Annotated in this window: 12 protein-coding genes; 8 read left to right on the plus strand and 4 right to left on the minus strand. The window is 74.1% G+C overall.

The window, feature by feature from the left end; genetic code table 11:
- The first annotated feature begins 10 nt into the window (after positions 1-10).
- On the plus strand, positions 11-1,291 hold the full coding sequence (gene ligD, locus ACQEVZ_RS36335; RefSeq protein ID WP_354898017.1) for a non-homologous end-joining DNA ligase: 1,281 nt from the start codon (positions 11-13) through the stop codon (positions 1,289-1,291).
- Here the strand turns inward: ligD and ACQEVZ_RS36340 are convergent.
- Positions 1,288-2,394, minus strand: coding sequence for a hypothetical protein (locus ACQEVZ_RS36340; protein WP_433374955.1), 1,107 nt, complete (start codon positions 2,392-2,394; stop codon positions 1,288-1,290). The genes ligD and ACQEVZ_RS36340 overlap by 4 nt on opposite strands.
- A 58-nt stretch (positions 2,395-2,452) precedes the next feature.
- Positions 2,453-3,499: a serpin family protein gene (locus ACQEVZ_RS36345; RefSeq protein ID WP_433374958.1), complete on the minus strand. Its 1,047-nt coding sequence runs from the start codon at positions 3,497-3,499 to the stop codon at positions 2,453-2,455.
- Positions 3,500-3,653: 154 nt separating this feature from the next.
- On the opposite strand from ACQEVZ_RS36345, the gene trpC reads away from it, so the two are divergent.
- From trpC to ACQEVZ_RS36370, 5 genes are all read left to right on the plus strand, one after another.
- Positions 3,654-4,457 (plus strand): indole-3-glycerol phosphate synthase TrpC, encoded by an 804-nt coding sequence (gene trpC / locus ACQEVZ_RS36350; protein ID WP_344504037.1) that lies wholly within the window; start codon positions 3,654-3,656, stop codon positions 4,455-4,457.
- On the plus strand, positions 4,454-5,671 hold the full coding sequence (trpB, locus tag ACQEVZ_RS36355) for a tryptophan synthase subunit beta (RefSeq protein WP_425552271.1): 1,218 nt from the start codon (positions 4,454-4,456) through the stop codon (positions 5,669-5,671). The genes trpC and trpB overlap by 4 nt, the downstream gene beginning before the upstream one ends.
- A gap of 5 nt (positions 5,672-5,676) precedes the next feature.
- Positions 5,677-6,474 carry a tryptophan synthase subunit alpha gene (trpA, locus tag ACQEVZ_RS36360; protein WP_433374961.1) on the plus strand — a complete coding sequence of 266 codons (798 nt, stop codon included), beginning with the start codon at positions 5,677-5,679 and terminating at the stop codon, positions 6,472-6,474.
- 262 nt (positions 6,475-6,736) lie between these two features.
- Entirely contained in the window at positions 6,737-7,990 is a 1,254-nt protein-coding gene (locus ACQEVZ_RS36365) for a PQQ-binding-like beta-propeller repeat protein (protein ID WP_433374964.1), read from the plus strand.
- Positions 7,991-8,125: 135 nt separating this feature from the next.
- The gene (locus ACQEVZ_RS36370; RefSeq protein ID WP_433374967.1) at positions 8,126-9,556 is read left to right on the plus strand and encodes a methionine--tRNA ligase; all 1,431 of its coding nucleotides are present in this window, start codon (positions 8,126-8,128) and stop codon (positions 9,554-9,556) included.
- A 73-nt stretch (positions 9,557-9,629) separates the two neighbouring features.
- On the opposite strand, the gene ACQEVZ_RS36375 is transcribed toward ACQEVZ_RS36370, so the two are convergent.
- Both ACQEVZ_RS36375 and ACQEVZ_RS36380 read right to left on the minus strand, forming a co-directional pair.
- Entirely contained in the window at positions 9,630-10,271 is a 642-nt protein-coding gene (locus ACQEVZ_RS36375) for a GDSL-type esterase/lipase family protein (RefSeq protein ID WP_344503972.1), read from the minus strand.
- Between the two features lie 340 nt (positions 10,272-10,611).
- Complete coding sequence (locus ACQEVZ_RS36380; protein ID WP_344503973.1) at positions 10,612-11,094, minus strand: NUDIX hydrolase; 483 nt, start codon at positions 11,092-11,094, stop codon at positions 10,612-10,614.
- Between the two features lie 152 nt (positions 11,095-11,246).
- Between ACQEVZ_RS36380 and lgt the strand changes: the two genes are divergently transcribed.
- Together lgt and ACQEVZ_RS36390 are read left to right on the plus strand one after the other, a co-directional pair.
- Positions 11,247-12,365, plus strand: coding sequence for a prolipoprotein diacylglyceryl transferase (gene lgt, locus ACQEVZ_RS36385; RefSeq protein ID WP_433374971.1), 1,119 nt, complete (start codon positions 11,247-11,249; stop codon positions 12,363-12,365).
- A 12-nt stretch (positions 12,366-12,377) separates the two neighbouring features.
- Positions 12,378-13,580 carry an FAD-dependent oxidoreductase gene (locus ACQEVZ_RS36390; protein ID WP_433374974.1) on the plus strand — a complete coding sequence of 401 codons (1,203 nt, stop codon included), beginning with the start codon at positions 12,378-12,380 and terminating at the stop codon, positions 13,578-13,580.
- Positions 13,581-14,167: the final 587 nt, after the last annotated feature.

The raw sequence follows: 14,167 nt of genomic DNA on the forward strand, positions 1-14,167 counted from the left end.
GGTTTCGCCTATGGCGAGCAACGCGGCGAGCAGCAGCAAGGAAGTCATCGAGGTCGCCGGGCGCGAGGTGACCGTCACCAATCCCGGCAAGGTGTACTTCCCGAAGTCGGGCCGCACGAAGCTCGACGTCGTCCGCTACTACGTCGCCGTCGCCGACGGTGCCCTGCGCGGCGCGGGCGGCCGGCCGATGGCGCTGAAACGCTACGTCAACGGCATCGAGGGCGAGGCGTTCTTCCAGAAACGCGCGCCCGAGAAGCGCCCCGACTGGATCGAGACGGCGCAGCTGCGGTACCCGTCGGGCCGCACCGCCGAGGAGGTCGTGCTGCGCGACGCGGCCCAGCTCGCCTGGGTCGTCAACCTCGGCTGCCTGGAGCTGCACACCCACTCGGTCCTCGCCGAGGACGTCGAGCACCCCGACGAGCTGCGCATCGACCTGGACCCGGTGCCCGGGGTGCCGTGGTCGCAGGTGGTCGAGGTGGCGCTGGTGGCCCGCGACGTGCTCGCCGACCACGGCCTCGTCGGATGGCCGAAGACCTCCGGTTCGCGCGGGTTTCACGTGTACGCACGGATCCACCCCAACTGGACGTTCGCCGAGGTCCGCAGGGCCGCGGAGGGCTTCGCCCGGGAGGTGGCCCGCCGGGCGCCGGAGATCGCGACCGGGGCGTGGTGGAAGGAGGAGCGGCACGGCGTGTTCGTCGACTACAACCAGAACGCGAAGGACCACACCACCGCCTCCGGCTACTCCGTCCGGCCGTCCGAGGAGGCGCGGGTCTCCACCCCGCTCACCTGGGACGAGGTGCCCGGCTGCGACCCCGCCGACTACACGATGGAGTCGGTGCAGGGCCGGCCGGACGCGTGGGCCGGGATCGAGGACGCCCGGGGCGACCTGACGCCGCTGCTGGAGCTGGCCGCGACCTTCAAGAAGACCCCGGCGAAGAAGGGCACGGGCCGCCGCGTGCCGACCATGCCGCTGATCGAGATCGCCCGCGCCGCGACGAAGGAGGAGGCCCTCGAAGGCCTCGAACGCTGGAAGGCCCGCCACCCGGCCGTCTGGCCGCTCCTGGAGCCCGCCGACGTCCTCGTCGACTCGATGCGCGGCGTCAACAGCCTGTGGACCCGCATCCGGCTCAACCTCGTGCACGTCCCTGAGGCCGACCGCCCGGCGCAGGAGCCCCTGGAGGTCGACTACGACCCGTTCGCGAAGTGGAAGGAGATGCAGGCCCGCGGCGAGACCCCGGCCCGCTGGCGCCGCCCCGCGGACCCTGCGAACGAAGAGGAGCCGGCGACCTAGACGCGCAGGAGGTGGCCGTCGCCGAGGTTGCGCCCGGCGTCGCGCTCCACCGCGCCGCCCCACAGGAGCACCATGTCGGGGCCGGCCACCACAGTCGCGGCGAAGCGCCTGCCGCCGGGCGGGTCCGGCAGGCGCAGCCACTCGCCGGTCGCCGGGTCCAGCAGGTGCCCGCCGACCGTGACCCGGCTGCCGGTGCTGAGCGCCGGGTCGATCGGCAGCGGACCGGCCCGCCGCGGCGCCGCCGGCAGCGGCCGCCAGGTGCCGGTCCCGGTGCCGGTGGCGAAGGCGAGGATGCCGCCCTCGGCGTAGGCGCGGCCCCAGTTGCCGACCTGCCCGCCGTCCGCGCTGCCGGTGCCGGTCCACACGACGGCGCCGCCCGCGGTCGTCACGCTGCCGCCGAGGATCTCGGTGGTCGTGGGCGCCGCCCACGTCGTCAGCGCGGCGTCGAGCGCGGCCAGCCGCAGCAGCGACGGCTTCGTGGCGCCGGGGTCCGGCACGAGATCGTTCGCGCCGAGCAGTAGCCGGTCGCCGGTCCACACCGCCGTGCGGTTGAAGGACGGGCCGAGCGGGTCGTCGGGCAGGACCCGCCACGCGCCGGTCGCGACGTCGAACGCCGCGTCGACGGTCGGGCCGTGCTCGTCGGTCCCGGCGATGACGACCGGCGTGCCGCCCGCGTCGAGCAGCGTCCCCGCACCCGGCGGCGGAGGGAGCTTCGTCCAGCGGTCGCCGTCGTACACGAGGAAGCCCGAAGGGGTCAGCGCGTACACGCGACCTCCGGCGGCCACGAGCTGGTCACCCACGCCCAGCGGCACCGGCGCCGCGGCGATCGGCCGCCAGGTGCCGTCGGCGGGGTCGTACGCGGCACCGTCGGTCAGGGCGGTCACCGGCGTGCAGGACGCGGTCGGCGGGCACGGCGTCTCCGCCGATCCGCCCACGACGACGAACCGCCGCCCGTCCCACACCCCGAGCGCGTCGTGCCGCGCCCGCAGCGGCGCCTGCGCCACCGCCGTCCACGCCCGGTCGGCCGCCGGCGGCTGCCCACCCGCCGGCGCGCACCCCGCCAGTGTGACCGCGACCGCCAGCGTCGCCACGCCCCTCCGCATGCCCGCAGTATGTCGCGGCACGGCCCATGATCGTGGCCCTTACGCCGCGACTAGGGGGTCACGGCGTCGTGACCCAGCCGGCGACGAGGACGAGGCCGGTCGGGCGGTGCACGGCGAGGAAGCCGAACGGGCGGTCGAACGTGACCGTCACCCGCAGCTTCCGGGTGGTCAGCGGGTGGTAGGCGAGGGGGAACACGGCGAGGGCGGTCACCGTCGCGGCCTGGAAGCCCAGGGCGGTGAACGACGCCACGGCCTGCTGGCGGGCCGACGACACGGCCAGGTCGACGGGGCTGATCCCGGGGAACGTGCCGTCCCGCGCCGCGGTCCGCAGGCCGAAGAGCCGGTCGAGGGCCAGGAGGTCGTGGTGGGCGGTGGCGTCGAACGACGGCAGGCTCACCACCAGCTCGGGCTCCGGCGTGGCGGAGTCGACGTCCTGGACGGTCACCCCGGGGCCGCCGGTCGACGGGGTGGCCCGGTGCCGGCCGTCGATGGCGGTGGACAGGACCGAGCCGGGGGTGGCGGCGTCGGTACCGAGGGCGAGGACGACGTCGATGTCCCCGGTGCCCGCGACGGTGAGCAGCGTGACCCCGTCGACGTGGCGCAGCGGTTCGAGGGCGTCGGCGGCGGTGTGCTTGCGGAGCAGGGCGGGCAGCGGGCGCCCGGACCAGGGGCCCGCGGCCGGGGTCATGGTCGAGTCGCCGAACGGCTGGACCCACTCGGTGACCACGGACAGCGCGGACGCGAGCACGAGCCCGGTGTCGCCGTCGACGGCGACCGGCAGCGCCGTGATGCGCCCGCCGGTCTGCTCGGCGGCCCACGCGTCGAGGCGGCGCTGGTCGGCGGCGGGGTCGCCGGACAGGCGGGTCCCCGGATCCCAGCCGGGGGTGAGCGGGAGGTCGTGCCGCGTCCAGACGCCGGCCGCGAAGCCGGGCGGCAGCGGCAGGGGCGACGGCGCGACCGCGAGCAGCTCGTCGCGGGCCGGGCCGGCGGCGACGCCCGCGAGGGTGCTGAGCAGCGGGTAGACCCCCGCGCCGGAGAAGACCGCCGGGTCGTCGGAGGCGGCCGCCCAACGCGAGGTCAGGGTGTTTGCGGCAGCGACGCTCATGCACTCAACCATACGAACGGCAACGCATTATGCCCTAGTCCATCAGGTGACGTCGGCCATACCCCCACGGCCATCCACTGACCGGGGGGCTCCTAGCATCGGACGCATGACCACCGGAGAGGGGAGCTCCTTGATCAACGCGGAATCTGGCCGTGTGCTCGACGAGATCCTCGCCGGCGTGCGCGAAGACTTGGCCATCCGCGAGGCGCAGAAGCCCCTGGACGAGATCAAGGCAGCCGCGGCGCAGGCGGCACCGCCCATCGACGCCTACGCCAAACTGCGGGCCCCCGGTGTCGGGGTGATCGCCGAGGTCAAGCGCGCGTCGCCGTCGAAGGGGCAGCTCGCCGAGATCCCGGATCCGGCGGAGCTGGCCAAGGAGTACGCGGCGGGCGGTGCCCGCGCCGTCAGCGTGCTGACCGAGGGCCGCTGGTTCGGCGGCAGCCTCGACGACTTCGCCGCGGTGCGCGCCGCCGTCGACGTGCCGCTGCTGCGCAAGGACTTCGTCGTGTCGTCCTACCAGGTGCACGAGGCCCGGGCGTTCGGCGCCGACCTCGTCCTGCTGATCGTGGCCGCGCTGGACCAGAACACCCTGTCGGGACTCCTCGACCGCATCGAGAGCCTGGGCATGACGGCCCTGGTCGAGGTGCACGACGAGGAGGAGACCGACCGCGCCCTGGAGGCCGGCGCGCGGGTCATCGGGATCAACGCGCGCAACCTGCGGACGCTCGAGGTCGACCGGACGGTGTTCGAGCGGATCGCGCCCGGCCTGCCCAACGACGTCGTGAAGATCGCCGAGTCGGGGGTCCGCGGGCCGCACGACCTGATCCGGTACGCGTCGGCCGGAGCCGACGCGGTGCTGGTCGGCGAGGGGCTCGTCACGCAGAAGAGCCCGCGTGACGCGGTCGCCGAGCTCGTCACTGCCGGCAGCCACCCGGCGACGCCGCGGCCCGCCCGGTGAACGCGTTCCTGTCTGCCGCGGGCCTGCTGCCGGACCAGTCGGGGCACTTCGGCGAGTTCGGCGGGCGGTTCGTCCCCGAGGCGCTCATCGCCGCGCTCGACGGCCTCGACGCCGCGTACCGGCACGCCCAGGCGGACGAGGCGTTCCAGGCCGAGTTCGGCCGGCTGCTGCGCGACTACGCCAACACCCCGTCGCCGCTGTACCGGGCGGACCGGCTGTCCGCGCACGCCGGTGCCCGCGTGTTCCTCAAGCGCGAGGACCTCAACCACACCGGCGCCCACAAGGTCCGCAACGTGCTCGGCCAGGCGCTGCTGACGAAGCGGATGGGCAAGCACCGGGTCATCGCCGAGACCGGCGCCGGCCAGCACGGTGTCGCCAGCGCCACCGCCTGCGCCCTGCTCGACCTCGAGTGCATCGTGTACATGGGCGAGGAGGACACCCGCCGCCAGGCGCTCAACGTCGCCCGCATGCGGATGCTCGGCGCGACCGTCGTGCCCGTCACGACCGGCTCGAAGACGCTCAAGGACGCGATCAACGAGGCGCTGCGCGACTGGGTCACCAACGTCGACACGACCCACTACCTGCTCGGCACCGCCGCCGGCCCGCACCCGTTCCCGGCGATGGTCCGCGACTTCGTCAGCGGCATCAGCGTCGAGGCCCGCAAGCAGATCCTGGAGCAGACGGGCCGGCTGCCCGACGCGGTCGCCGCGTGCGTCGGCGGCGGGTCCAACGCGATCGGCGCGTTCCACGCGTTCGTCCCCGACGAGGGCGTCAAGCTGTACGGCTTCGAGGCCGGCGGCGACGGCGTCGACACGGGCCGGCACGCGGCCAGCATCACCGGCGGCTCCACGGGCGTGCTGCACGGCGCCCGCACGTACCTGCTGCAGGACGAGGACGGGCAGACCATCGAGTCGCACTCCATCTCCGCCGGCCTGGACTACCCGGCCGTCGGCCCGGAGCACGCGTACCTGCACGACACCGGCCGCGCGATCTACGAGCCGGTCACCGACGCCGAGGCGATGGCCGCGTTCAAGCTGCTGTGCCGGACCGAGGGGATCATCCCCGCGATCGAGAGCGCCCACGCGGTCGCCGGCGCGCTGCGGGTGGTCCCGAAGCTCGCCGCCGACCTCGGCCGGGAGCCGGTCGTGCTGATCTGCCTGTCCGGCCGCGGCGACAAGGACATGGACACCGCGCGCGACTTCTTCGGGGTGTGACGACAGTGAGTGTTTCCGTCGCGTTCGAGAAGGCCCGCGCGGAGGGCCGCAGCGCGCTCATCGGCTACCTGCCGGCCGGGTTCCCGACCGTGCCCGGCGCGATCGACGCCATCAAGGCGATGATCGACAACGGGGTGGACATCGTCGAGGTCGGCCTGCCGTACTCGGACCCGGTCATGGACGGCCCCGTGATCCAGCGGGCCACCGAGGCGGCCCTCGCGGGCGGCTTCCGGGTCGCCGACGGGCTGCGCACCGTCGAGGCGGTCGCCGCGGCCGGCGCGCCGATCCTCGTCATGACGTACTGGAACCTGGTCGAGCGGCACGGCGTCGAGCGGTTCGCCGCGGACCTGGCCGCCGCCGGCGGCGCCGGGCTGATCACGCCCGACCTCATCCCCGACGAGTCGGCGCCGTGGCTCGCCGCGTCCGACGCGCACGGCCTGGACCGGGTGTTCCTGGTGTCGCCGTCGTCGACCGACGCCCGGATCGCGATGACCGCCGGCAAGTGCCGCGGGTTCGTCTACGCGACCAGCGTCATGGGCGTCACCGGCGCCCGCAGCAGCACCAGCAGCGCCGCTCCGGCCCTCGTCGAGCGGGTCCGCAGGGCCGACCCGTCCGTGCCGGTCGCGGTCGGTCTGGGCGTCTCCAACGGCGACCAGGCCGCGGAGGTCGGCGCGTTCGCCGACGGGGTCATCGTCGGCAGCGCCCTCGTGCGATGCCTGCTGGACGCCGCGACCCCGGCCGAGGGCGTCGCCGCCGTCGCCGCGCTGAGCGCCGACCTGGCGGAGGGCGTGCGCCGCCGCTGAGCCGGTCCACGCCGGGCCGAAGGCGGTGCGCCGCTGTCTGAGCAGGTCACGTCGGGCCGAAGGTGGTGCGGCGCTGCTGAGACGGTCACGTCGGGTCGAAAGCGTGCGGCGTCGTCGCGGCGTCACGTCCGGCTGCAGGCGTGCGGCGTCGCTGAGCCGGCCCGCCCGGCCGGAGTCGCGCTGAGTGCCGGCGGCGTGCGGCGCCGGTGAGTCACTCCGCCCGACCGGAGTCGTTGAGCCGGGCGTGCGGCGATTTTTCCGTTTGGTACCTGTAGCGCTCCTGCTCTCCGCGGCGCCCGGCCTCGCCCTGGCCGTCCCGGGCACGGAACGTCCGGCGGCGACCGTCGTCGACGCCGGCTGGCGGCAGGACGGCAACGGCCCGGGCCGCAGCGGGTACCAGCCGGTGACCCCCTATCTCGGCACGCGGTCCGCCGCGCGGCTCGACACCGTGTGGACCGCGCCCGTGTCCCGCCCCGACGAGCAGGTCGGCGGCGCGGTCGTCGCCGACGGCGTCCTGCTGCGCTCCTCCGGCGGCCCGACCGGCCAGATCCGCCGGTACGACGCGGTCACCGGCGCCGACCTCGGCCCGGTCGTGGACGCCCCGGACCGCAGGTTCGGCCAGCTCGCGTCGGTCCCGGGCAGCGCCGGCGGCACCGGCGGCACGCTGCTGGTCGAGTCGCAGGCGATCGACGTGCCGTCCGGCGACCTCGGCGCGCGCTACCTCACGTCGTACACCGGCCGCGGCGACAAACGGTGGGAGACGCCGCTGCCCGGTGAGGTGTCCGGCGGGTTCACCGTCGTGGGGGACCTGGTGCTGCGCGCGGCGGGCGCGACCCTGACCGCGCTGCGCCTGGACGGCGGCGCCGTCGCGTGGACCGCGCCCCTGGACGGCGAGGCGGGCCTGCACCCGCCCGTCGCGGACGCCGGCGTCGCCCTGCAGCCGTTCGAGGCGGGCACCGGCACGGGGCTGGCCGCGTTCGACCTGAGGACCGGCGCGCGGGTGTGGCGGCAGGACGTCAGCGGCCCGTGGGTGATCGCGGCCGGCGGCGTCGCCTACACCACCGGCCTCAGCGGCGTCTGCGCGGTGTCCGTCGCCGACGGCGCCCGCCGCTGGTGCGACACCAGGACGTTGATCGACCCGCGTTCGGCCACGACCGACGGGCAGACCCTCATGGTCCTCGACGCGCACGGCCGCGCCGCCGGGTTCGCGGTCCGCGACGGCGCGGTCCGCTGGACCCGCGACTGGGGCATGGCCGGCGCCGAGGTCGCGACGTCCTACTGGGCGCCGGTGACCGGCGGCGGCGTGCTCTACGCGGTCGTGTACCAGTTCGCGATCCGCGACGGCGCGCCCGTGCACCGCAGCGAGCTGCTCGCCTTCGACGCCGCCGCCGGGACCCTCCTGCTGCGCCACGAGCTGGCCTTCGACGCGCTGCACGGCGCCGAGCCGCTGCTGCTGTCCGGCGACCACGTGTACTTCGCGGCGCTCGAAAAGCTGTTCGCGCTCGGGGTACGCTGACCCCATGTACGCCGGTCGAATGATGCGCCCCGTCACGGGGTCCGTCGGCGTGCGCTGAATCCGCTCACCACTCGCCCCTTGGTCCCGGGGCGAGCCGGATCAGGTCGCCCCGTCCAGGCAGACCGGAGATCCGACATGAGCTTCTACGTCACCACCGCCATCCCGTACGTCAACGCCGCCCCGCACCTCGGGCACGCCCTGGAGCTCGTCCAGGCCGACGTCCTCGCCCGGCACCGGCGGCTGCGCGGGCAACGGGTCAGGTTCCTCACCGGCACCGACGAGAACGCGTTGAAGAACGTCACGGCGGCCGCCGCCGCGGGCGTCGACGTGGCCGCGTTCGTCACCGCGAACGCCGACCGGTTCGCCGCGCTCCGGCCGGTGCTGGACCTGTCGTTCGACGACTTCATCCGTACCGCCGCCGACGCCCGACACCGCAGGGGGGTCGAGACCCTGTGGCGGCGCACCGCCGCGAACGGCGACTTCTACCAGCGCGACTACCAGGGCCTGTACTGCCAGGGCTGCGAGCAGTTCTACGAGCCGTCCGAGGGGTGCGCCGAGCACGACGCGCCCCTGGAGGTCGTGACCGAGTCCAACTGGTTCTTCCGGCTGTCGGCGTACACCGGCCGCGTCCTGGCGGCCCTGGAGTCCGGCGAGGTCCGGGTCGAGCCGGCGGCGAAACGCAACGAGGTGCTCGCGTTCGTCCGGGCCGGCCTGCAGGACATCAGCGTGTCCCGGCCCGCCGCCCGCGCCGGCGGCTGGGGCATCCCCGTGCCGGGCGACCCGTCGCAGGTCGTCTACGTCTGGTGGGACGCCCTCGCCAACTATGTCACCGCGCTCGACGACCCCGACCTCTACCGCGACTGGTGGCAGGACGCCGCCGAGCGGGTCCACGTGATCGGCAAGGGGATCGTGCGCTTCCACGCCGTGTACTGGATCGCGCTGCTGCTGTCCGCCGGGTTGCCGCTGCCGACGACGATCTTCGTCCACGAGTACCTGACGGTCGACGGCGCCAAGCTCTCCAAGAGCGCCGGCAACGCGGTCGACCCGGGGGACCTCGCCGCCCGGTTCGGCGGGGACGCGCTGCGCTGGTGGCTGCTGCGCGAGGTGGCTCCGCTGGGGGACACCGACTTCACCGAGGAGCGGCTGCGGCAGCGGTACCACCAGGACCTCGCCAACGGGGTCGGCAACCTCGTCAACCGGACGGTGAGCCTGGTGCGGCGGTTCCGGTCCGGGGTCGTCACGGGGTCCACCGTCAAGGACACCGGGCTGTCGTCGGCGGTGGACCGGGCCCTGGCGGGGTTCGACTTCCGGGCGGCGACCGAGACGCTGTGCGCCGCCGTCGCCGGCGGCAACCGGCTGGTGGAGACTGCCCGGCCGTGGGAGCTCGCGAAGCAGGGGCGGGACGCGGAGCTCGACGCGGTGCTCGGCGAACTCGTCGCCCTCTGCCGGGAGGTGAGCCGCGAGCTGGCGCCGTTCCTGCCGTCCGGCGCGTCCCGGCTCGCCGTGCGGCTCGGCTCCGGCGACCGGGTCGGCACCCCCGACCCGGTGTTTCCGCGGTTGGCTTAGCCGCGGGCCGGCCTTGCCAGGTGTCGCGGCCAAGTCTGGCGTGGGGGCGCCTCGCCGGGTGTCGCGGCTGGGGTTAGCGCAGGGCTGCTCGCCAGGCGTCGCGGATCGCCTCGGCGCCCCAGGCGTTGGGCTCGATGTGGCCGCACAGCCACAGGTCACGGTTGGTGGGGCGGGGGTCGGCGGCGGTCACGTCGCCGGCCTTCGCGCCGTGGCCGAGGAACGCGGCGTGCAGGTCCGCGACCACCGCGCCGTGCCGGGCCGCCGCGTCGCGGATCGCGCCGTTCAGCGCCGCCAGGATCTCCAGGCCACCCGGCCACGACGGCAGCCCCGCCCAGGTCAGGTCGCCGGTGCCGTCGGTCGGGTCGTACACCGTGCTGACAATCACACGGGCCCCGGTCGCGGCGAGGGTGGGCAGCACGACCTCGAAGTTGCCGGCGATCTTGGCGAGGGCGCGCTCCGCCACCTCGCGGTCCGCTCCGGCCCTGAACAGGGTCTCCAGCAGGTCGTTGCCGCCCATCGTCAGCGTGATCAAGGCGGGCCGGCCCTCGACCTTGTCCAGCTGGAAGCGCACGACGTCGTCGCTGGTCGCACCGTCGCGGGCGAGCAGCGTCAGCTCGATGCCGAAGTCGTCGGCGAGCAGCGAGGCGGCACCCAGCCCGGGGCCGCCGGCATACTCGTCGATGGACATGGAGTCGCCGAGCGCGTAGTAGGCCACGGGACCAGTACATCATCCAGGTCCCGTGAATTTTTCAGCCGCCGGTGACCCAGCCGTCGCGCCACCGCTCTGGTCGTGCCGACGGCCGCTTCGGTCGTGTCGGTGGCCGCTTCGGTCGTGTCGGTGGCCGCCCCGGTTATGTCGACTCGCTGCGCTCCCCGACATAACCGAAATGTCGGACATATTCGCGGAGCGGACATGTCCGGGGGCCGCTCCTGTGCCTGCTCCGGCGCCTGCTCCGGCGCCTGCTCCCGTGCCTGCTCCGGCGCCTGCTCCTGTGCCTGCTCTAGTGCTTGCTCCGGGGTCGCTCAGGGCCGCTCAAGGGCCGCTCAAGGGCCGCTCAGGCTTCGACGGCCTCTGCGGCCTCGACCTCGCGTTGGATGTCGCGTTTGATCTGGCGGATCACCCCGGTGCGGCCCGCGCCCGCGTCGGCGATGGCGGTCCGCGTGGTGGCGGTCAGCGGCTCCGGCAGCGAGGCCGGGTCGTGCCAGGCCAGGCGGCTGATCCGGCCCGGGGCGTTCAGGGCCGGCCCGCCGCCGCCGTCCAGGCGGCCGCGGAACACGTGGACGAACAGATCCGGCATCGCCTCGCCGCAGCCGTCGCCCGTCACCTCGTACAGGCCGACGAGCTCGACGATCTGGGCCTCCAGGCCGGTCTCCTCGAAGATGTCGCGGACGGCGGCGTGCACCGGGCTCTCCGCCGCACGGACCCGCCCTCCGGGCAGGCCCCACAGCTGGTGACCGCCGGCCTGCTGGCACAGCAGCACGCGGCCGGCGGCATCCTCGATGATCGCGGCGACGGCAGACGTGACTTCGTAGCTCATATTCGCACTCTAGGCGCCATAGCGGACCGTTGCGACACCTTCGCTGGTGGTGATCTTCGCCGGTCGGAGTGGCTTTCCGTCGGGCGTGGGGCGGCGAATTGGGCGAACCCAGGGCATCGCGTTTCGGCGGATCGGCGGTAGCGTGTGCACCCGTGGATGCTGCCCTTACCCCGCTGGCCGTGATCCCCAGCCCCACGCAGGGCGTCTGGGAGATCGGAACGGTGCCGCTGCGCGCCTACGCGCTGTGCATCGTGCTCGGCATCGTCGCCGCGTGCTTCATCGCCGACCGGCGGCTTCGCCACCGAGGCGCCCCGCCGTGGGTGATTCTCGACATCGCGGTGTGGGCGGTCCCCGCCGGCATCATCGGCGCCCGTCTCTATCACGTCATCACCTCGCCCGAGGCGTATTTCGGCGAGAACGGTGACCTGATCAAGGCGTTCAAGATCTGGGAGGGCGGCCTCGGCATCTGGGGCGGCATCGCGGGCGGCGCCGTCGGCGCCTACATCGCCTGCCGCCGGATGAACCTGCCCTTCGCGATGGCCGCCGACACGCTCGCCGTCGGCCTGCCCGTCGCGCAGGCGCTCGGCCGCTGGGGCAACTGGTTCAACAACGAGCTGTACGGCAAGGCGACCGACCTGCCGTGGGCGCTCAAGGTCTACACCTGGGACGCGAAGGCCGGCCACGCCCAGATGGTCAATGGCGAGCCGATGGAGCTCGGCACCTTCCACCCCACGTTCCTCTACGAGTTCCTGTGGTGCCTCGGCGTCGCCGCGGTCGTCTGGTACGTCGACAAGCGCTGGTCCCTGGGCAGAGGGCGGGCGTTCGCGCTGTACGTGGCGCTGTACTGCGCCGGCCGGTTCTGGATCGAGGCGCTGCGCATCGACGACGCCCACCACTTCCTGGGCATGCGTCTCAACAACTGGACGTCGCTCATCGTCCTTGCCGCCGCCCTCGTGTACTTCCTGCGGGTGCGCGGGCCGCAGGAGCGCGTCACGTACGACGAGAACGGCCGCATCACCCCGGTCGCCGGCGAGCCTTCCGCCGCGCTCGCGCCGGCTTCGTCCGATGTCTCGGACTCGTCTGAGGGTTCGGACTCGTCGGATGCGGCTGAGTCGTCCGAGGGCCCGTCACTGGTGAAGTCGGACACATCGGACTCGTCGGATACCGTGGGTGACGAGGAGCCGGAGGCCGGCGACGCCGACGACCCGTCGGACAGCGCCTCGGACAGCGCCTCGGACAGTTCGTCCGCCAGCACGTCCGGTAAGGGCTGAGGTACCGAGCGGATGCGCACCGCTGTCGTGGTGGGCGCCGGCATCGGCGGGATCGCCGCGGCCGGCGCGCTCGCCCGGACCGGCTGGCAGGTCACCCTCCTCGAACGCGACGACCGGCTCCGCCCGGGCCGCGGCGCACTCGTCCTGTGGCCCAACGGGGTCCGGGCGCTGCGGGGTCTCGGCCTGGCCGGCGGCCTGGACGGCATCGCCACCCCCGTCCCGCCCGTCGGCATCCGCCGCCCGGACGGCCAGTGGCTCGTCCGTCCCGGCTCGGTCGCCGATGACGTGGAGTCGCCGCCGGTGGTCGTACACCGGGAAGACCTCCACGACGCGTTCATCGCGGGACTCGGCGAGCAGGTCGACATCCGCAGCGGCATCGAGGTGCAGCCCGCGAGGGTCCACCGCGAGCGGCCCGCCGTCGGCGACGGCCGGGTCACGTTCGAGGCCGACCTGATCGTCGCCGCGGACGGGGTGCAGAGCGCCGTCCGCCGCCGGCTGGCACCCACCACGTCGTTCGCGAGCGCGGGCGTCGCCGCCTGGCGGGCCGTCATTCCCTGGTACCGCGTCCCCGACCTGCCGCCCGGCCTCCCCGACCACGGCGAGACCCTCGACGCCGGCCACCGGTTCAGCCACGCCTCGCTCGGCGACCGCGGCTCGTCCGGCGGCTCCACCCGTGGCGGCATCTCCTGGGTCGCCACCGTCCCCGGAGCCCTGCGCCCCGAGCCGCCCGCCGGCCAGCTCGCGCTGCTGCGCCGCTGGTTCGCCGGCTGGCACGCCCCGATCCCGCAGCTGCTCGCCGCCACCGAGCCCGACGACCTCGTCCAGGAGCCCATCGGCGAGCTGACCCCGCTGCCGGAGACGTTCGGCGTCAGGGCCGGCAGCGGCGGCTACGCCCTCATCGGCGACGCCGCCCATGCCATGCCGCACCACCTCGCCCAGGGCGCCTGTCTGGCCCTGGAGGACGTCGCCACGCTGCAGGCCGTCCTCACCGCCTCGCGGGGGGCCCTCCCGCCGGCCCTGGACGAGTACAGCCGCCTGCGCCGCCCCAGGGTGACCAGGGTCCTGCAGCAGACCCGCAAGGCGTCCGCCGTCCTGCACCCCCGTGGCGGCCTCACCAGCCGCGCCGTGGGCGCCGCCCTGGGCCGCGCCAACCCCCGCACCCTGGACAAGGCCGCCGCCGCAGCCGCCGAATGGTCAGGCCCGACCTCCACCTGACCTCGGCCAGACGTCCTTCTGACTTCCGTCGGGCCGCCCTCTGGCGTGCCGCGCGGCGCTCGGCATGTACGTTGATCAATGCCCTGAAGTGCCCTGTTGCGCCATGGCATTGTGTGATTTGCCCTGATTCTGGCACCCACCCCGGCCTCCGGTTGATCTCCTCCCGACCTCGGCCCGCCCTTGGTTTGACCTGGGCCGGACGCCCTCTTGGCCTCCGTCGGGCCGCCTTCTGGCGTGACACGCGACCCCTCGGCACGCACGTTGGTCAATGCCCGGATATGTTCCATTTTCGCCATAGACGTTGCGCGATCCACCGCGATTTCAGTGATCGTTTTGGGGGTGGATAGCGCAGCGTCGATGTGACAAATGCCGCAAAGCTGGGCATTGATCAACGTCTGTGCCGGTGGTGGCGGACCAGCCCTGGGGTAGGACCTGGACCTTCATCCGGCGGCGGCGCTGTGGGTGGAACGGGGTGGCTCCAGCTGCCGGGCCGCCGCGCATGCCGGGTGTGGTGCGGCGGCGGTGAGGGTCTCGCCGCGGTGGTGGGCCGAGTCGGGAGGCTTGGCCCGGGCTGGGGGTCGGGGTCT

The sequence above is a fragment of the Dactylosporangium sp. CA-152071 genome (assembly GCF_050936335.1).
Classification (GTDB): Bacteria; Actinomycetota; Actinomycetes; order Mycobacteriales; family Micromonosporaceae; genus Dactylosporangium; species Dactylosporangium maewongense.